Origin of the sequence: Pseudomonas mosselii, assembly GCF_003205295.1 — a bacterium.
Taxonomy (GTDB): domain Bacteria; phylum Pseudomonadota; class Gammaproteobacteria; order Pseudomonadales; family Pseudomonadaceae; genus Aquipseudomonas; species Aquipseudomonas mosselii_B.
In genome coordinates, this window is sequence record NZ_QJRP01000006.1 from 36,470 (window position 1) to 55,256 (window position 18,787).

Annotated in this window: 16 protein-coding genes; 5 read left to right on the plus strand and 11 right to left on the minus strand. The window is 64.3% G+C overall.

Annotated features, from left to right (window positions below):
• Positions 1-93 precede the first annotated feature (93 nt).
• Positions 94-915 (minus strand): BON domain-containing protein, encoded by an 822-nt coding sequence (locus tag DMX06_RS07810; RefSeq protein WP_110736006.1) that lies wholly within the window; start codon positions 913-915, stop codon positions 94-96.
• Between the two features lie 210 nt (positions 916-1,125).
• Between DMX06_RS07810 and algB the strand changes: the two genes are divergently transcribed.
• Both algB and DMX06_RS07820 read left to right on the plus strand, forming a co-directional pair.
• Positions 1,126-2,472 (plus strand): sigma-54-dependent response regulator transcription factor AlgB, encoded by a 1,347-nt coding sequence (gene algB / locus DMX06_RS07815; protein ID WP_110736008.1) that lies wholly within the window; start codon positions 1,126-1,128, stop codon positions 2,470-2,472.
• On the plus strand, positions 2,469-4,247 hold the full coding sequence (locus DMX06_RS07820; RefSeq protein ID WP_110736010.1) for a KinB sensor domain-containing domain: 1,779 nt from the start codon (positions 2,469-2,471) through the stop codon (positions 4,245-4,247). Before algB ends, DMX06_RS07820 begins: the two co-directional genes overlap by 4 nt.
• Positions 4,248-4,393: 146 nt before the next feature.
• On the opposite strand, the gene DMX06_RS07825 is transcribed toward DMX06_RS07820, so the two are convergent.
• The 8 genes from DMX06_RS07825 to DMX06_RS07860 form a co-directional block, all read right to left on the minus strand.
• Complete coding sequence (locus DMX06_RS07825; RefSeq protein ID WP_110736011.1) at positions 4,394-6,013, minus strand: EAL domain-containing protein; 1,620 nt, start codon at positions 6,011-6,013, stop codon at positions 4,394-4,396.
• A gap of 285 nt (positions 6,014-6,298) precedes the next feature.
• A complete protein-coding gene (locus tag DMX06_RS07830) occupies positions 6,299-7,075 on the minus strand; it encodes an N-acetylmuramoyl-L-alanine amidase (protein WP_110736013.1) in 777 nt (258 codons plus the stop codon).
• An 84-nt stretch (positions 7,076-7,159) separates the two neighbouring features.
• Positions 7,160-7,555 carry a hypothetical protein gene (locus tag DMX06_RS07835; protein ID WP_110736015.1) on the minus strand — a complete coding sequence of 132 codons (396 nt, stop codon included), beginning with the start codon at positions 7,553-7,555 and terminating at the stop codon, positions 7,160-7,162.
• Positions 7,556-7,652: 97 nt separating this feature from the next.
• Entirely contained in the window at positions 7,653-9,617 is a 1,965-nt protein-coding gene (locus DMX06_RS07840) for a GGDEF domain-containing protein (protein WP_110736016.1), read from the minus strand.
• A gap of 96 nt (positions 9,618-9,713) precedes the next feature.
• On the minus strand, positions 9,714-10,565 hold the full coding sequence (locus tag DMX06_RS07845) for an endonuclease/exonuclease/phosphatase family protein (RefSeq protein WP_110736018.1): 852 nt from the start codon (positions 10,563-10,565) through the stop codon (positions 9,714-9,716).
• A 12-nt stretch (positions 10,566-10,577) separates the two neighbouring features.
• The gene (gene dsbA / locus DMX06_RS07850) at positions 10,578-11,210 is read right to left on the minus strand and encodes a thiol:disulfide interchange protein DsbA (RefSeq protein ID WP_110736020.1); all 633 of its coding nucleotides are present in this window, start codon (positions 11,208-11,210) and stop codon (positions 10,578-10,580) included.
• A gap of 165 nt (positions 11,211-11,375) precedes the next feature.
• On the minus strand, positions 11,376-11,993 hold the full coding sequence (locus tag DMX06_RS07855) for a c-type cytochrome (protein WP_110736021.1): 618 nt from the start codon (positions 11,991-11,993) through the stop codon (positions 11,376-11,378).
• Positions 11,994-12,024: 31 nt separating this feature from the next.
• Positions 12,025-12,327 (minus strand): c-type cytochrome, encoded by a 303-nt coding sequence (locus DMX06_RS07860; protein ID WP_110736023.1) that lies wholly within the window; start codon positions 12,325-12,327, stop codon positions 12,025-12,027.
• Between the two features lie 208 nt (positions 12,328-12,535).
• Between DMX06_RS07860 and yihA the strand changes: the two genes are divergently transcribed.
• Positions 12,536-13,168 carry a ribosome biogenesis GTP-binding protein YihA/YsxC gene (gene yihA / locus DMX06_RS07865; protein ID WP_110736025.1) on the plus strand — a complete coding sequence of 211 codons (633 nt, stop codon included), beginning with the start codon at positions 12,536-12,538 and terminating at the stop codon, positions 13,166-13,168.
• A gap of 401 nt (positions 13,169-13,569) precedes the next feature.
• Here the strand turns inward: yihA and polA are convergent, their stop codons facing one another.
• Entirely contained in the window at positions 13,570-16,320 is a 2,751-nt protein-coding gene (gene polA / locus DMX06_RS07870; protein ID WP_110736026.1) for a DNA polymerase I, read from the minus strand.
• A 74-nt stretch (positions 16,321-16,394) separates the two neighbouring features.
• Between polA and DMX06_RS07875 the strand changes: the two genes are divergently transcribed.
• Positions 16,395-16,682 (plus strand): DUF2782 domain-containing protein, encoded by a 288-nt coding sequence (locus DMX06_RS07875; RefSeq protein WP_110736028.1) that lies wholly within the window; start codon positions 16,395-16,397, stop codon positions 16,680-16,682.
• Positions 16,683-16,753: 71 nt separating this feature from the next.
• On the plus strand, positions 16,754-17,704 hold the full coding sequence (locus DMX06_RS07880; protein WP_110736029.1) for a homoserine kinase: 951 nt from the start codon (positions 16,754-16,756) through the stop codon (positions 17,702-17,704).
• 111 nt (positions 17,705-17,815) lie between these two features.
• On the opposite strand, the gene DMX06_RS07890 is transcribed toward DMX06_RS07880, so the two are convergent.
• The gene (locus DMX06_RS07890) at positions 17,816-18,772 is read right to left on the minus strand and encodes a zinc ABC transporter substrate-binding protein (RefSeq protein WP_110736032.1); all 957 of its coding nucleotides are present in this window, start codon (positions 18,770-18,772) and stop codon (positions 17,816-17,818) included.
• Positions 18,773-18,787: the final 15 nt, after the last annotated feature.

Here is an 18,787-nt window from a genome sequence, read left to right on the forward strand (position 1 = left end):
CCTTTTAAATCAATTGCTTATATAAATAACTCACAATGGAGCGGAACGTATACTGCACGATATCCCGAAAACGGGTCGTGCGATTTGCACGATTCAACCCTCCACCTTGGTCGCGACCTTCAACAGGTCGGCATCCACACCACGCACGCCAACGATCTGCCTGGCGACTTCCACGGCGATGGCCTTCTGTTCGCTGCTGACTACCTCACCGGACAGCCTGACCAGCCCCCCGTCACTGGCCACCTTGATATTCAGACCGTCGAGGTTGCGGCTGAAGCGGTAGCTGGCCTGGATCTTGTCGACGATCCAGCTGTCGCCGGGCTGCGGGCCTGCAGGGGCATCGAGCGGTTTTGCCCGGGCCTGGGCCAGGGCTGTGCTGTCCAGGCTGACCAGGTTGTTGACCAGATACACCCCCTGCGTGGTGCGCGCCAGCACCCCGGCAAGATCCTTGGCCTCGGGGCTGTCGACCTTGCCGCGCAAGGTCACCACGCCTTCGCGGCTTTGCACCTCGATGGCGGCTTTCTCGGTGACCCGGCTCCACAGCAGGCGGGCGCGGACCACCGCGGCCAGGGTGGCGTCCTCCAGGCGCTGGGCATAGGCGCGCAGCTCCAGGGGCTTGTTCACCAGGCTCGGCTCGACCCGCAGCTGGTTGTCCACCTGCTCGATCCCACGGGTAGCCAGCGCTACCTGCTCGGCCAAGGTCCGTTCGACGGGGTTTTCCACTTCACCTGAAAGTCGCGCGTGCTGGTCATCGACCTCTACCTTTATAGGGAAGGCGTTGAGCATGGGGTTGAGGGACAGGGCCGTCTGCAGGGCGCCTTCAAGGCGCGCATCCTGGACCGGGTCGGCCAGGGCCGGGGCGATCATCGCCAGTGCACAGGCCGTCAGCACGGCCGCTCGAGGGTATATCGACATCACGGAACCTCCTTTCGCATACCTCAACCTGAGACTCCCGCAACCCTCATGCCAGCCTGTTGCCAACAATCAACTTCAGATTTTTCAGCCACTTAGCCATCATGAAGGCGTACGGCTAGCATGCATGGAGCGGAATCAATCAGAATCGACCATGCAACTTGCCCGATTTTTCCGACACTAATTGAGATCAATCCTAAAGGAGCGCAGGAAATGGAATCAGCCCAGGACAACCAAGGCCGCATTCTGCTGGTGGACGACGAGTCCGCCATCCTGCGTACCTTCCGCTATTGCCTCGAGGACGAGGGCTACAGCGTGGCGACCGCCAACAGCGCCGCCCAGGCTGAGACCCTGTTGCAGCGCCAGGTGTTCGACCTGTGCTTCCTGGACCTGCGCCTGGGCGAGGATAATGGCCTGGACGTGCTGGCGCAGATGCGCATCCAGGCGCCCTGGATGCGGGTGGTGATCGTCACCGCCCACTCGGCCATCGACACCGCGGTGGATGCCATCCAGGCCGGCGCCGCCGACTACCTGGTCAAGCCCTGCAGCCCCGACCAGCTGCGCCTGGCCACCGCCAAGCAGCTGGAGGTGCGTCAGCTGTCGGCACGGCTGGAGGCCCTCGAGGGCGAAGTGCGCAAACCCAAGGATGGTCTGGACTCCCACAGCCCGGCGATGATGGCGGTGCTGGAAACTGCCCGCCAGGTGGCGACCACCGACGCCAACATCCTCATCCTGGGTGAGTCGGGTACCGGCAAGGGTGAGCTGGCCCGCGCCATCCACGGCTGGAGCAAGCGTGCGCGCAAGGCCTGCGTGACCATCAACTGTCCCTCGCTGAATGCCGAGCTGATGGAAAGCGAGCTGTTCGGACATACCCGCGGCGCCTTCACCGGCGCCAGCGAAAGCACCCTGGGGCGAGTCAGCCAGGCCGATGGCGGCACACTTTTTCTCGACGAGATCGGCGATTTTCCCCTCACGCTGCAACCAAAACTGCTGCGTTTCATCCAGGACAAGGAGTACGAGCGAGTCGGCGACCCGGTCACCCGCCGGGCAGACGTGCGGATCCTCGCGGCCACCAACCTCAACCTCGACGAGATGGTCCGCGAAAACCGCTTCCGTGAAGACCTGCTGTACCGGTTGAACGTCATCACCCTGCACCTGCCGCCGCTGCGCGAACGCAGCGATGACATCCTGACCCTGGCTGACCGCTTCCTGGCCCGCTTCGTCAAGGAATACTCGCGCCCGGCCCGAGGCTTCAGCGACGAAGCCCGCGCCGCACTGCTCAACTATCGCTGGCCGGGCAACATCCGCGAACTGCGCAACGTGATCGAACGCGCCAGCATCATCTGCCCACAGGAATGGGTGGAGATCAGCCACCTGGGCATGGCCGAGCAGCCCGTCAGCAACGCGCCAAGGGTCGGCGCGGCACTGAGCCTGGACGAACTGGAGCGCGCCCATATCGGCGCGGTGCTGGCCTCCAGCGACACCCTCGACCAGGCGGCCAAGACCCTCGGCATCGATGCCTCCACCCTGTATCGCAAGCGCAAGCAGTACAACCTATGAAATGGCCGATGAAGCTGCGCACGCGGCTGTTTCTCAGCATCTCGGCCCTGGTCACGGTAGCCCTGCTGGGGCTGATGCTGGGGCTATTCAGCGTGCTGCAGATGGCAACCCTGCAGCAGCGCGTGGTGCAAGACACCACCAACACCCTCGAACTGGGCCTGAAGCTGCGGCAGAACCTGGGCGAACAGCTGAACCTGATTCTCGACGAGGACACCACTGCAAATACCCTCGTCACCCTGCAGGACCAGTTCCAGGCGCTTCTCAAGCAAGGGCTGGAGCAAGGCGGCGAGCGCACCGGCTTCAGCAAGGCCGCCAGCAACTACCAGGCGTTCGTCCAGGCCTACCGGCAAAGCCCGACGCCCGCCCGCAGCATGGGCGTGGACCAACCGCTCGGCGCCGCCTTCAACCAGGTCCGCGCCGACCTGCTGGACTCCCACCGCCAAGCCCTGGAACACATCAGCCGCAGCGAGGAAAAGTCACGCGACCACGCCCTGCTGATCAGCGGTCTGCTGGGGCTGATGGGCCTCACCGTACTGATACTGGGTTTCATCACCGCACACAACATCGCCCGCCGTTTCGGCCAGCCGATCGAGGCGCTGGCCAAGGCCGCCGACCAGGTCGGCCAGGGCAACTTCGATGTTACCCTGCCGGTGACCCAGGCCACCGAGCTCAACCAGCTGACTCGCCGCTTCGGCCTGATGGCCGATGCCCTGCGCAAGCACCAGGCGACCAACGTCGATGAACTGCAGGCCGGCCAGCAGCGCTTGCAGGCGGTACTCGACAGCATCGACGACGGCCTGCTGATCATCGACCGCCAGGGCCGCCTGGAGCACCTCAATCCGGTAGCCCAGCGCCAGCTCGGCTGGGACCCTAGTCGCCTGGGCGTGGGGCTCGCCGAAGCCCTGCAACGCCCCGAGCTGGAACAGCAGTTGCGCCAGGTGCTGCGCGGCGGCAGCCTGGACCGCCCACCCGACGACCTGAGCCTGGAGGTGGACGAGGAAACCCGCCTGCTGACCTACAGCCTGACCCCGGTCAGCCACCCCGAGGGGCCGATCCTCGGTGCGGTGATGGTGCTGCACGACGTCACCGAGCAACGCGCCTTCGAGCGGGTACGCAGCGAGTTCGTGCTGCGCGCCTCCCACGAACTGCGCACGCCGGTCACCGGCATGCACATGGCCTTCGGCCTGCTGCGCGAGCGTGTCAGCTTCCCGCCCGAGGCGCGGGAAAACGACCTGCTCGAAACCATCGCCGAGGAGATGCAGCGCCTCACCCAGCTGATCAACGACCTGCTCAATTTCTCCCGTTATCAAAGCGGCCTGCAAAAGCTGGAGCTCGCCCCGTGCGCCCTCGACGAACTGTTCGAACGGGCCCAGGCGCGCTTTGCCGAACAGGCCTCGGACAAGCAGATCGAGCTGATACGCGAGCTGGAGCCACCGCTGCCACGCATCCAGGCCGACGTCGCGCAGCTCGAACGAGTGCTCGACAACCTGCTGCACAACGCCATCCGGCACACCGGCAGCGGCGGGCGCATTCGCCTGCACGCGCGGCGCCATGCCGAACGAGTGATCATCAGCGTCGAGGACAATGGCGAAGGTATCGCCTACGGCCAGCAAGGACGGATCTTCGAGCCGTTCGTGCAGGTCGGGCGCAAGAAGGGCGGGGCCGGCCTGGGCCTGGCGCTGTGCAAGGAGATAGTCCAGCTGCATGGCGGGCGGATGGGTGTATTCTCGCGGCCTGGGCAGGGTACGCAGTTCTACATGGCCTTACCGGTCTGACAGTTGTTTTCGGTGGGAGCGGGCTTGCCCGCGAACACCGGCGAAGCCGGTGCCACACACCGCGGCGCCTGCTTCGCGGGTAAACCCGCTCCCACAGGGACTCGCTAAGTTTTCCCCGCGATGAGGCCGGCACAGGCAATCCATCCTCAAGGCTCATCATCGATCCGCCGCCCCGCCACCCGCCGCCCCCGGGTAATCAGCTCGGCAAACTGACGCGCGTTCAACGGATGGGCGAACAACCAGCCCTGGCCATAGTTGACCCCCTCGCTGTTGAGCAGCACCGCCTGGTCCTCGGACTCGATCCCTTCGGCGATCACCCGCAGGTGCAGATCGTGAGCCATGCGGATGATATGTGGCGCCACGCCGCTGCTGGCGGCGTCATGGCCCAGGGCGTCGATGAACGACTTGTCGATCTTCAGGCAGTCCACGGGCAATGTCTGCAAGTAGGCCAGGCTGCAATAGCCGGTGCCGAAGTCATCGATCAACACCTGGTGGCCCACGGCGCGCAGGGCCTGCAGGTTGTCCCGCGCGACCACCACATCGATCAGCCCGCGTTCGGTCACCTCGAAGGCGATCTGCCGGGGCGCCACCCGATGATGGGCCAGTAGCCGCGCCGCTACCCGGCCGATACGCGGCACCATGACATCGCAGGCCGCCAGGTTCACCGAGATGTACAGCTGGCGGTTGGCCCGCAGCAACTGCCCCAGTTGCTCGAGCACCCGCTGCAGGACAAAGTCGGTGATCTGGCGAATCTGCCCGGTATTCTCCGCCAGGGGAATGAACAACTCCGGACTGGTCAGGCTGCCGTCCGGGCGGCGCCAGCGCACCAGCGCCTCGGCCCCGACGCAGCGGCGGCTGTCCAGCTCGAAGATCGGCTGGTACAGCACCTGCAGTTCGCCCCGGCGCAAGGCCTGCTGCAGCTCCGAGCTCATCGAGCGGCGCTGCAGGATCAGTTGCAGCACCAGCCAGCCGATGCACGCCGCCAGCACCAGGCTGCCGGGGAACAGCAACCAGAGCAGGCCGTTGAGCTTCAGGGGCAAGCTGGCACGAGGGGCGATCAACACCAGCTGGTAGTCCGGCGACTTGGTGGACATGCGATAGACCAGGCGGTCGGGCAGTTCGATCAGCGACTTGCCCTGCGGCGGCGGCCAATCGGCGATCGGTGGCCAGGGTTGCGCCGGCCCCAGCACCGGGATGGCCCGCGTGCCCCGGTCCAGCACCACCAGCAGGCTGCCGCCCGGGGGCAGGTCGACCACGTCCGTGAGATGGCCACGGGAGGTGGACACCACGAAGCGGCCCCGGCCCAGCATCAGCGCCGCGAGGTTCTCGTTGGGTTCGGTGGTGGTGTTGAGCCAGTAGCTGTAGGTCGGGCCCTGGATGTCCGGGCTGCGCAAGGGCTCGATGAGCCGCTCGCCGCCGCGGTTCGAACAGGCCCGTGAGCCGTCCACGTAGGACGCTTCGTAGATGAACCGCGACTTCAGCGCCACCTGCTGCAGTTGCGCCAGCATCTGCGGGTCACAGCCACGCAGAGGTTGCGCCTGAAGCTGGTCCACGCCCTCGCGCAACTGACCGAACACCTGTTCCAGGCGCTCCAGGAAACGCTCGCCCTGGGCGTTCATCTGCGCGCTTTCGCTCTGCTTCATCTGCTGCAAGGCCACATTGACGCTGATCGCCAGCAACAGCACGGCACTGGCCAACGCCGCGAGCGCGGCCAACAGCCAGGGTCGGTGGAAAAATTGACGCACCGAAGCGAGGAGGTCAAACATGCGTGGCATCCAGTTGAATACCAAAGGTATAGCAACTGAATCGAAGCTTGGCGTAGCCGCTGGGCGTGTGGATGTTCAGGATTGTTCCGTCCCCTGTGTAGGAGCGGCCTTGCGTCGCGAAAGGGCTGCGCAGCAGCCCCGGCAGTTTTGATGGTGGCTTCAGAACCTGGGGCCGCTGCGCGCCCCTTTCGCGACGCAAGGCCGCTCCCACAGGGGACAGTTCCCTGAGCGACAGCGCAGCCCCAAAAGGCGGGGCAATCTCCTACAGGGCCAAGACACTGAGACTCAGCGCTTGCGGTTGAGCACCTGCAACATCGCGGCGGTCTGCGCATCCGGCATACCGTCGAAGCGTTGCGCACGGAAGCGCATCTGGAACGCGGCGATCACATGGCGGGTCGACACATCCAGCTCACCAGTCTGGTCGATGGCGTAGCCAAAGCGCGCCAGCTGCTGCTGGTACCAGGTGATGCTCGGCGGATTGACCTCGAAATAGGCCTGTTGCCGTGCTACCGAGGCGGCATCCGGCCAGATGCCCAGGCCGGCGTCGGCCAGGCGCTTCCAGGGGAACAGCGGGCCCGGATCGAGCTTGCGCAACGGCGCGATGTCGCTGTGGCCGATGATGTGGCGCGGGTCGATGTTGTTGCGCTGGACGATATCCTTGAGCAACGCGATCAGCGCCTGCACCTGCGCTTCGCTGTAGGGATGCCAGACCCGCCCGGTCGGCGTGTCGGTGTACCCCTCGTTGACGATCTCGATGCCGATGGAGCTGGAATTGAGCCAGGTGCGGCCTTGCCACTGGCTGTCCCCGGCGTGCCAGGCACGGCGATTCTCGTCCACCAGCTGATAGACCGTGGCCGGGCCGTCACCGATCAGGTAATGACTGCTGACTTCGCCATGGGTCAGCAGGGCGAGGGAACGCTCCAGCGAGGCATTGGTGTAATGCAGCACGACGAACTGTATGCGGCTGTCCTGGTTGGCCGAAGGATGGCTGCGGTCGATGCGCAGACCACTGGAACAACCTGCCAGGGCCAGCAGGAGCAGGGCAGTGAAGAGTCTTTTCATTGCGGGAATACGTCATTAGGTAAGCGGCAACAGCGCTATAGTATAACGTGCTGACCGCTTGGCGTCAGAGCGCGTTGCATCCGCTCAGCGAATACACATGACCAGAAACTCCAGTGAGTTGTCGCCGCTGGCGCCTTTCATGTCCACCAGCTGCGTCATGACCGTGGCATGCGTGACCTGCGGGTTGCCAATCACCTTGGCTTGGCCATGCAGTTGTCGGTCATAGCTGCTGGCATCGATTGGCGACACCGAACAGAACCCCGGGTCTTGCTGCACGATGCGTGGATTGAACTTGAGCTTGTATTGAGTGAAGTAATTGGCCTGCGCCTGGCGCTCCACCTCACTGATCCACTGGGGCCACTGGTGCAGGACCGTGCCGTCGGCACCCACACGTGCGGTAAAGAACTGATCCTTGGCCATTGCACTTGCCTGGAAAACCAGGCCCAACAGCAGCGGCATGATCAATCGGGTCATTTTCATTCTTCAAACTCCTGTCGTCGATCTGTAGGCGAGGCGCTGAATAGCCAGCGCTCACCCTTAGTCTCAACGGTCTCGGAGCCAGAGAAGCGGTACTTGTTTATGCCTGCTCGACGCGGTTGCGGCCATTGTCCTTGGCCCGGTACAACGCCTCGTCAGCGCGTTTGAGCACCTGGTCGCCGCGCTCACCGGAGCGGAAGGCGCTGATGCCGATGGAAGTGGTGATGACTACCCGCTCGCCCTTGAAGTGGAACGGGCAGGCCTCGATGGCCGCACGCAGTGCTTCGGCCACCTGCACCGCTGCCGGCGGCGAAGTCTGCGGCAACAGCAGGACAAATTCCTCGCCGCCGAAACGGGCGATGAAGTCGCGCCCGCGCAGGCGCTTGCGCAGCTGGTCGGCAACGATCTTCAGCACTTTGTCGCCCGCCAGGTGACCATAGCCGTCGTTGATACGCTTGAAATGGTCGAGGTCGAGGATGGCCATGGCCAGGTGGCCACCGTTTTCCTGCCAGTCGAGCACCTCACGCTCGACTTGCTCGCCCCAGGCCGCACGGTTGGGCAGGCCGGTCAGCGGATCGATCATGGCTTTCTGGCGCTGCTCCTCGAGGTGTTCGCGGTAACCGAGGGCCTCCTGCTCCATGCTTGCCACGCGCTCGGCCAACCCTTGCAGGCGGCTGGCCAGCTCGTGCTCGCGACGATCGCGCTCGTGCTGGTGATCATCCATGGTAACCAACAGGCCTTCGAGGCGGTTCTCCAGGATATGCTTGAGGCTGTCGACATCGACGGCGCCCTGCACGCTGCTTTGCAGACCATCGACCTGCTCGCGCAGCTGGCTGTCCAGCTCGCGGGCGGCGGAGCTGTTGTCGGCGTGACCGGCGCTGGCTTCATGCAGATGGCTCTGGAAGGTCTCCAGGCGCTCGTTGAGCTGTTGCAGGTAGGCTTCGAACTCATGCTGGCCACTGTCGGTGATCGCTAGCATGAGCACGGCCAGGTCATCCAGGACCGGGATCAGCTCGTACCAGTTCAGCCCCCGTGAAACTCGCTCGCGCATCTCCAGGGCCTGTGCCTTGTGGCGCTCCGGCAGGCTAAGGTCGTCGAGCAGTCCGATCAGGGTCTGCTCGATATGGGCAGCGACCTGGCTGTACGGCGGCTCGACGGCATCGGGGAGGGCATAGGGACCGTCTTCGCCGAGGATTTCCTCTGTCGCGGGTTCCGGCTCATCCGATGCGGCTTGCACATCCTCGACAAGGGCCTCGGGTTCAGGAGCGTTTGCTTCTACCGGCTGCGCCTCTGCTTGTGGTTCAGGCTGCGGCTCGGCGACAGGCACAGGCGTGGTTTCAACCAGTGCGGGACCGGGCAACTCGAGTTCAGGCTCGGGCAATGCAGCAGGCTCAGGCGTGACATGCGGCGCGGGTGCCAGGGCATGCAGCTCGTCGGCATCCCTTGGCTGCGCCTCAGGCGCGATGACGGGAGCCTCCTGCGGCGCAGACACAGGTGTCTCGACGGCCACAGGCGCAGGCACCAGCTCATCCTGAGGCTCGTCACGGCCACCGAACAGACGCTGCAGGAACCCAGGGCGGGCCTCATCCTCGGGCTTTTGCACCGCGCTCAGGGCACGCCCCTGCAAGCCGCTGAGCTCACCCAGCAAGGGCGGCAGTTCGCGGGACTGGCTGACCCCACCGTCGAGCTTCTTCGCCAGTTTCTTCAGCGGCCGCGACAGCTCGCCCGGCAGCGGCAGGGTCTGCAACTGAGTGACCAGTGCAGTCAGCGCCTCGCTGACTTGGTTCATGCGGGTCTCACGGCGCTGCTCAGAGTCGAGCACGGCTTTTTCCAGGCGGGGAATCAGCCCGGCGAGGCCGGCGTCCATGTTGTCGCTGCGGATGACCTCGCGCATTTCCTTCATGCACTGGTCAACGGTCTTGTCGCTACCTTCAGCCGCCAGGGTGCTGCGCACCAGGCCACGACGCAGCAGGTCGAGGCGGGCTTCCCAGCGCCGCTCGAGCTTTTCCTGCTGCTCGATGCTCTTGAGGTATTTTTCTTTCCAGCGCTCGGCTTCTTCGGTCATGCCTGGATCCGCAACGGGTAGTGGCATCTAATCCTGCAATCACTGGATTTCGGCGGAAAAGCCCAACACTTGAGTGCTGGATTCGCCCAGGCAGGACTAACTCAGGACCGGCAGCGTATCCACAGTCAGGGCATCAGGCAATCGGATCTCGACGGCAACCGGGAGGTGGTCGGAAATGGGTTGCGCCAATACCTCGACTCGCTCGAGCGTCAGGCTCGGGCTGAGCAGGATATGGTCCAGGCAGCGCTGAGGGCGCCAGCTGGGGAAGGTGGCCTCGACCTGGGGCGCGATCAGGCCCAGGTCACGCAGTGGCGAGTGCTCGATCAGGTCGTTGGCGTGAGTGTTCATGTCACCCATGAGGATCTGGTGGCGATAGCCACCGATCAGCTCGCGGATGTAGGCCAGCTGGCGGGCGCGGGTCTTGGCGCCAAGGGCCAGGTGCATCATCACCACGATCAGCGCATCCTCGCCCTCGCCGAAGCGCACCAGGATCGCCCCGCGGCCGGACGGGCCAGGCAAGGGGTGGTCTTCTAGGTGCTGGGGCTTGAGGCGGCTGAGCACGCCGTTGCTGTGCTGGGCGAAACGCCCGAGGTTGCGGTTGAGCTGTTGGTACCAGTAAGGGAAGGCGCCCAACTGGGCAAGGTGCTCGACCTGGTTGACGAAGCCGGAGCGCAGGCTGCCGCCGTCGGCTTCCTGCAGGGCCACCAGGTCGAAGTCGCCGAGCAGGTCGCCGATCTTCTGCAGGTTGCCGGCGCGCCCGTTGTGCGGCAGCAGGTGCTGCCAGCTGCGGGTGACATAGTGCCGATAACGCTCGGTACTGATGCCGACCTGGATATTGAAACTGAGCAGCCGCAGGCGACCATCTTCCGGCAGGCCGGTGGCCCGCAGGTGATGCTCGTTGACCTGCGGCTGGGGCAGGCCGATGCCTCGCGTGGCACGCAAGCGCATGGCAGTCGCCGCTTACTTAGCGGCGCGCTCCTTGGCGATCAGCTGGTCGGCGACGTTCAGCACGCCTTCCGGACCACCGGCGGTACCCAGGTCGAAGCGGTACTTGCCGTTGACGACCAAGCTCGGGACGCCGGTGATTTCGTACTTCTTGGCCAGCTCTCTGGCCTGGTTGACCTGCCCCTTGATGGCGAAGGAGTTGAAGGTGGCGAGGAACTTGTCCTTGTCCACGCCCTGGGTGGCCAGGAAGTCAGCCATCTCCTCAGGTTTGGTCAGGCGCATGCGCTTGTTCTGGATGGCATCGAACACCGCGTTGTGGACGTTGTGCTCAACACCCATGGCTTCGAGGGTGAGGAACATCTGGCCGTGGGCATCCCAGGGGCCACCGAACATGGCCGGCACACGCTTGAAGTTGACGTCCTTGGGCAGCTTCTCGACCCAAGGGTTGATGGTCGGTTCGAAGTGGTAGCAGTGCGGGCAGCCATACCAGAACAGCTCGACGACCTCGATCTTGCCTGGCACCGACACCGGCACGGGGTTGCTCAGCTCGATATATTCCTTGCCGGCCACAGGCTCCGCTGCCTGTACGGCGGCCATACCGAATACGCTGGCGGCGACCAGCGCAGCGCTGAGAATCAGTTTACGCATGCTTTACTCCTGAGCAGTCTTTGGTCGCCTCGACGCGACCTGTGTAGGACAGGTCGGGAAGGGCTCGAGTTCTGTAGTGTAACGGCTACGGATAGAAAAAAGGGCAGCCTGGGCTGCCCTTTTCATCTTTAGCGCTGATGCATTAACCGAGTGTTAACGCGTATTTCAGTGCAGGCCCTGGATGTAGCTGGACAGCGCTTCGATGTCCTTGTTACTCAGCTTGCCGGCGATGGTGCGCATGGTCATTGCGTCGCCGTCGTTGGTGCGGTTGCCTTCGCGGAAGTCGGTCAGCTGCTTGCTGACGTACTGTGCGTGCTGGCCGCTCAGGTGCGGGAATTTCGCCAGGGCGATGCCCGCGCCGTTGGGGGAGTGGCAACCGGTGCAGGCGGGCATGCCTTTCTCGAGGTTGCCGCCATTGAACAGGGCTTTGCCGCGCTCGACCAGTTTCGGGTCGGCGGCGCCAACGCTGCCTTTCTGGCTGGCGAAATAGGCGGCGATATCGGCCAGGTCCTGGTCGTTGAAGTTGGCCAGCATGCCGGTCATCTCCAGCACGGTACGCTTGCCGTCCTTGATGTCATGCAGCTGCTTGTTCAGGTAGGGCTCACCTTGGCCGGCGAGTTTCGGGAAGTTCGGTGCCAGGCTGTTGCCGTCAGGGTTGTGGCAGGCCCCACAGACAGCTGTTTTGGCCTGACCGGCAGCAGCATCGCCTTTGATGGGGCCTGCAGCAGTTGCCGCACCTGCGACCCCCATGGTCAACAGCAGACTCACGAATAGTTTGTTCATCAGCTAATCCAACACGGCTAAGGGTGAAATGTTATGTATCGGGACTGCCGCTCATCCAAAGGATGACCAAACGGTAGTCCTCGGCACTGCAGTCCATGCACAATCCACGCGGCGGCATAGCCTTGAAACCCTGTGTAACATGTGCCACCAGTTGCTCCATGCCTCGCGCCAGCCTTGGCTCCCAAGCCGCCCGGTCACCGCTTTTGGGTGCCTGGGGCAGTTGTCCGGCGTGACAGGCCGCGCACGTGCGGTTGTACAACGCCTCGGGATCCTGTGTAGCCTGTGCGCTGAAAAACGGCAGGAACATACCGACAGCAAACAGCCATTTCGCCATGCGAAACGACCTGACAGGGTTGGGGGCCGCGCTGCGTTCTGTTGCGCGAGCTATTGTTCGACACCCCATGCTCAATTGCCTTCGCTGGGCGAATGAGCACACAAAAACTGGGGCATTATATACTTCCGCCAGCCAAACGGAAACGACACCGCTTGCCAGGCCTGGTCCTACGCCTCCAGCGCTGGGCAACACCCACATCGGAAATCCCATGCAAGTCAAGAACCCCATCCTCGGCCTCTGCCAGAAAGCCAAATTCGCCCTCAGCGCCGCCAAGGTCGAACAATGCCCCGAAGACCAGGGTTACGAGGTGGCTTTCGCCGGCCGTTCCAACGCCGGTAAATCCAGCGCCCTCAACACCCTGACCCACGCCAGCCTGGCGCGCACCTCGAAGACCCCCGGGCGCACCCAGCTGCTGAATTTCTTCAGTCTGGACGATGAACGGCGTTTGGTCGACCTGCCGGGCTACGGTTATGCAAAAGTGCCGATCCCGCTCAAGCAGCACTGGCAGAAACACCTGGAGGCCTACCTGGGCAGCCGCGAGTGCCTGCGCGGGGTGATCCTGATGATGGACACCCGCCACCCGATGACTGACTTCGACAAGATGATGCTCGACTGGGCCAAGGCCAGCGGCATGCCCATGCACATCCTGCTGACCAAGGCCGACAAGCTGACCCATGGCGCCGGCAAGAACACCCTGCTCAAGGTGCAGGCGGAAATCCGCAAGGGCTGGGGCGATGCGGCGACCATCCAGCTGTTCTCGGCGCCCAAGCGCCAGGGGCTGGAGGAGGCCTACCGGGTGCTGGCTGACTGGATGGAGCTGGAAGACAAGCCGGTGGCTTGAAGGCTGGTACAACTTCTGTGGGAGCGGGTTTACCCGCGAATGCGATGCTGGGTTCACCGCCGCATTCGCGGGTAAACCCGCTTCCACAGGGTCTGCATCCAGCCAAAACGCCGAATTCCGGGCAAAAAAAACCCCGGACTTCGTATGGGGAGGGGGAAGTTCGGGGTCCAAGTCCGGACCGCTAGGGCGGGGTCCAGATATCTGCCAACACTTAACACAACATAGGAGCATCGAAAGGCTTCACCAGCCATTCAGTACCTCTGAGTGGCGGTTCACCGGTTTAGTTCCGAGCCCCTCGAAACTATTTGCGATAGTTTCATGAAACTCCCGATCTAAGGCCCGAGGCCAGCACCGGATCCGCGACACTACGCCGCAGATCCTACACAGCTTTCACGCGGCGTTTAGTGAGCTTCGTCCCAATTCGCGCCAACACCCACTTCCACCAGCAGCGGTACATCCAGCTGCGCCGCGCCACTCATGTGGACACGGATTTCATCTTTCACCCGTTCGACCAGGTCCTCGCGCACCTCGAGCACCAGTTCGTCGTGCACCTGCAGGATCACGCGCGCATCCAGCTTGCTCTCGGTCAGCCAGTTGTCCACAGCCACCATGGCGCGCTTGATGATGTCCGCCGCGGTCCCCTGCATCGGGGCGTTGATCGCGGTGCGCTCGGCACCTTTGCGCAGGGCCGGGTTCTTGGCGTTGATATCCGGCAGGTACAGGCGGCGGCCGAACAGGGTTTCGACGAAGCCCTGCTCGGCGGCCTGGGCGCGGGTGCGCTCCATGTAGGCCAGCACGCCGGGGTAACGGGCGAAGTAGCGGTCGATGTAGTCCTGGGACTGCTTGCGGTCGACGCCGATCTGCTTGGCCAGGCCGAACGCGCTCATGCCGTAGATCAGGCCGAAGTTGATCGCCTTGGCGCTGCGGCGCTGGTCGTTGGTGACATTCTCGAGGGCGACGCCGAACACTTCGGCGGCGGTGGCGCGGTGCACATCCAGGTCATTGCGGAAGGCATGCAGCAAGCCTTCGTCCTTGGCCAGGTGGGCCATGATGCGCAGCTCGATCTGCGAGTAGTCCGCCGCCAGCAGGCGGTAGCCGGGGCTGGCGACGAAGGCCTGGCGTATGCGTCGACCTTCGGCGGTGCGGATCGGGATGTTCTGCAGGTTCGGGTCGTTGGACGACAGGCGCCCGGTGGCGGCCACGGCCTGCTGGTAGGAGGTGTGGATGCGTCCGGTGCGCGGGTTGATCTGCTCGGGCAGCTTGTCGGTGTAGGTGTTCTTGAGCTTGCTCAGGCTGCGATACTGCATCAGCACCTTGGGCAGCGGGTAGCCTTGCTCGGCCAGCTCATCGAGCACTGCCTCGGCGGTGGACGGCTGGCCCTTGGCGGTCTTGCTCAGCACCGGCATGCCCAGTTTGTCGTAGAGGATCCCCCCCAGCTGCTTGGGCGAGCCCAGGTTGAACGTCTCGCCCGCCAGCTCGAACGCCTCGCGTTCCAGCTCGACCATCTTTGTTCCCAGCTCGCCGCTCTGCACCTTGAGCAGCGCGGCATCCACCAGTGCGCCCTGGCGCTCGATGCGGGCCAGCACCGGTACCAGCGGCATCTCGATGTCCATCAGCACTGGCTGCACGCTGGGTGTCTCGGCCAGGCGCGCCTGCAACGCGTGGTGCAGGCGCAGGGTGATGTCGGCGTCCTCGGCGGCATAGGGGCCGGCCTTGTCCAGATGAATCTGGTTGAAGGTCAGCTGTTTGGCGCCCTTGCCGGCGATATCCTCGAAGGCGATGGTGGAGTGGTCCAGGTACTTCTGCGCCAGGCTGTCCATGTCGTGGCGAGTGGCGGTGGAGTTGAACACGTAGGACTCGAGCATGGTGTCGTAGGCCACGCCGCGCATCAGGATGGCCGGGCTGCCGTTGGCCAGGATGTTGATGTCGTACTTGGCGTTCTGGCCGATCTTGCCCTTGGTCGGGTCTTCCAGCAGGGGCTTCAGGGCCAGCAGCACCGCGTCGCGGTCCAGCTGGACGGGGGCGCCTTCGTAATCATGGGCCAGCGGCACGTAGGCGGCCTCGTGGGGCTCGACGGCGAACGACAGGCCAACCAGTTGCGCCTGCTGGGCGTCGAGGCCGGTGGTCTCGGTGTCGAAGGCGAACAGCGGCGCCTGGCGCAGCTTCTCCAGCCAGGCGTCAAAACGCGCCTGGTCAAGGATGGTCTCGTACTTCGGCTCGACCTTCTCGGCCACCGGCTCCGCGTCGGCGACGACGCTGCCACCGGCCTGGGGCGCGCTGCGCTGGACATCGGCAACCCAGCTCTTGAACTCCATCTCGGTGTAAAGCGCCAGCAGCGCCTCTCGGTCCGGTTCGCCACAGACCAGGGCGTCCACTTCGACATCCAGCGCCACATCGCACTTGATGGTCGCCAGTTCGTAGGACAGGAAGGCCGCGTCGCGGTGTTCCTCGAGCTTGGCCGGCAGGGTCTTGGCGCCACGGATGGCCAGGGCCGGCACCTTGTCGAGGTTGTCGTACAGGTCGCGCAGGCCGCCGCCGATTCCGGTCAGCAGGCCGACCGCGGTCTTCTCGCCAACGCCCGGCACGCCGGGGATGTTGTCGACCTTGTCGCCCATCAGGGCGAGGAAGTCGATGATGTGCTCGGGACCTACGCCGAACTTCTCGTGCACGCCGGCGATGTCCAGCACGCTGCCGGTCATGGTGTTGACCAGGGTGACGTGGCCGTCCACCAGCTGGGCCATGTCCTTGTCGCCGGTCGAGATGATCACCGGGCGGCCGGCGGCGGCGCTGCTGCGCGCCAGGGTGCCGATGACGTCGTCGGCCTCCACGCCTTCGACGCACAGCAGCGGGTAGCCGAGGGCGCGGACGCTGGCGTGCAGCGGCTCGACCTGCACCCGCAGGTCGTCGGGCATGCTCGGGCGGTTAGCCTTGTACTCGGCGAACATGGCGTCGCGGAAGGTCCCGCCCTTGGCGTCGAAAACCACCGCGAACAGGCTGTCCGGGTACTGCTTGCGCAGGCTCTTGAGCATGTTCAGCACGCCCTTGACCGCGCCGGTGGGCATGCCCTTGGAGGTGGTCAGCGGCGGCAGCGCGTGAAAGGCGCGGTAGAGGTAGGACGAACCGTCCACCAGGACGAGGGGCGCTTGGCTCATGAGGAGAATCAACCTTTTCGACGGGTCCGGCGCTAGAATAGCCGGATCAATGACGACAAAAGGACTAGGTTATCATGCGCACACCCATTCGCCTGTTACTGCTCGGTCTGCTGGCCACCATGCCGGTCGTCACCCTGGCGGCGGACGAAGCCCCATCGGCCGATCCCGATGTAACCATTCGCACGGAAGGCGACAAGACCATCCAGGAATACCGTCAAAACGGCTTCCTGTATGCGATCAAGGTCACGCCGAAAGGTGGAAAACCTTATTTCCTGGTACGCGCCGATGGCTCCGAAGGCAATTTCATTCGTTCCGACCAGCCGGACATGCTGATTCCGTCCTGGAAGATCTTCGAGTGGTAAGCTAGTAACGCGTATCGTTCTTATCAACCAGGCACTTCCGGGCGAAGTGCCCGCATGGGCAATTCTTCAACATGTCAGTCTTCACCCCTGTGTCCCGGCCTGAGCTGGAAACCTTTCTGGCGCCGTACGAGCTGGGCCGCCTGCTCGACTTCCAGGGCATCGCCGCCGGTACCGAGAACAGCAATTTCTTCGTCAGCCTGGAAAAAGGGGAGTTCGTCCTCACACTGATCGAGCGCGGGCCGGCTGAAGACATGCCGTTCTTCATCGAACTGCTCGATGTACTGCACGCTGCCGACATGCCGGTGCCCTACGCCGTGCGCGACCGCGACGGCAACGGCCTGCGCGAGCTGTGCGGCAAGCCGGCGCTGCTGCAGCCACGGCTGTCCGGCAACCACATCAAGGCTCCGAACAACCAGCATTGCGCCCAGGTCGGCGAGCTGTTGGCGCATATCCACCTGGCCACCCGCGAGCACATCATCGAGCGCCGCACCGACCGTGGCCTGGACTGGATGCTGGAATCGGGCGCCGAGCTGCTGCCGGGCCTGAACCAGGACCAGGCCGTGCTGCTGCAGCCGGCGCTGACGGAAATCACCGCGCACAAGGCGCAGATCCTCGCCCTGCCCAAGGCCAACCTGCACGCCGACCTGTTCCGCGACAACGTGATGTTCGAAGGCACTCACCTGACCGGGCTGATCGACTTCTACAACGCCTGCTCCGGGCCGATGCTGTATGACATCGCCATCACCGTGAACGACTGGTGCCTGGACGAGCAGGGCGGTATCGACCTGCCGCGCGCCCAGGCCCTGCTGGGTGCCTATGCGGCGCTGCGGCCGTTCACCGCCGCCGAGGCCGAGCTGTGGCCGGTGATGCTGCGGGTGGCGTGCGTGCGCTTCTGGTTGTCGCGCCTGATCGCGGCGCAGGCGTTCGCCGGGATGGACGTGATGATCCATGACCCGAGCGAGTTCGAAGTGCGCCTGGCGCAGCGCCAGCAGGTGGCATTGCGCCTGCCGTTCGCCTTGTAACCGCGTCCGCTTCTTCGCGGGTAAACCCGCTCCCACAGGGACCCCGCTGACTTCAACTTCGGCGCGAAGCCTGTGGGAGCGGGTTTACCCGCGAAAGGGCCAGCCCAGGCGTTAGAACTGTTCCAGGCAGCCGGTCAGGTCGCTGCCCAGCTTCTCCAGCAAGCGCTCATAGCCCCTGGCATCCACCGCATCGCTGCCACCCAGCGCATCCAGCTCCGCCAGGCGCACCGGCAACCCGGCCGTCAGCGTCTCGGCCAGGCGCGGGCGCAGCGGCGGCTCGCTGAACACACAGGTCTTGCCCACCGCCTGCAGGCGCTTGCGCATGGCGGCGACGTGCTGCGCGCCCGGCTGCACCTCGGAGGCGACACTGAACACGCCGGCGTGCTTCAGGCCATAGGCGGCCTCGAAATAGTCGAAGGCCTCGTGGAACACGAAGTACGGCTTGCCGGCGATCCCCGCCACCCGCTGCTTGATCCGCCCATCCAGGGCATCCATGCGCTCGATGAACAGCTTGAGGTTGGCCTGATAGCGCGGCGCATTGGCCGGATCCGCTGTCGCCAGGTCGCCGGCCATCTTCGTCGCGATCACCCGGGCATTCACCGACGACAGCCACAGGTGCGCATCGAGGCTGCCCGGACGGTGGTCATGGTCATGATCGTCGTGGTCTTCCTCGTCATGGGAGTGGCTGTCCTCGCCGAAGTGACGCAGTTGCAGGCCCGACAGCGACTGCACGGCCACGGTCGGCTTGGCGCGGCTCTTCAGCACGCGGGGCAGGAAGCCTTCCATGTCCGGGCCGATCCAGTACAACAGGTCGGCATCGGCGACCTTGCGCACGTCGGAGGGGCGCAGCGCGTAGTTGTGCGGGGAGGCGCCCGGCGGCAACAGAACGTCGGGGCTGCCGACGCCGTCCTGAACAGCGGCGGCGATTTGTTGCAGGGGCTTGATGCTGGTCAGCACGCGCACATCGGCGTGGGCCGAAAAAGCGATGAAAGCGACAAACAGGGCAAGGAATCGGGACACGGTGGATACTCGGGTCGTCAGAAACAGGTAACATAATAACGTCTCCATCCTGAACCGTCGCTG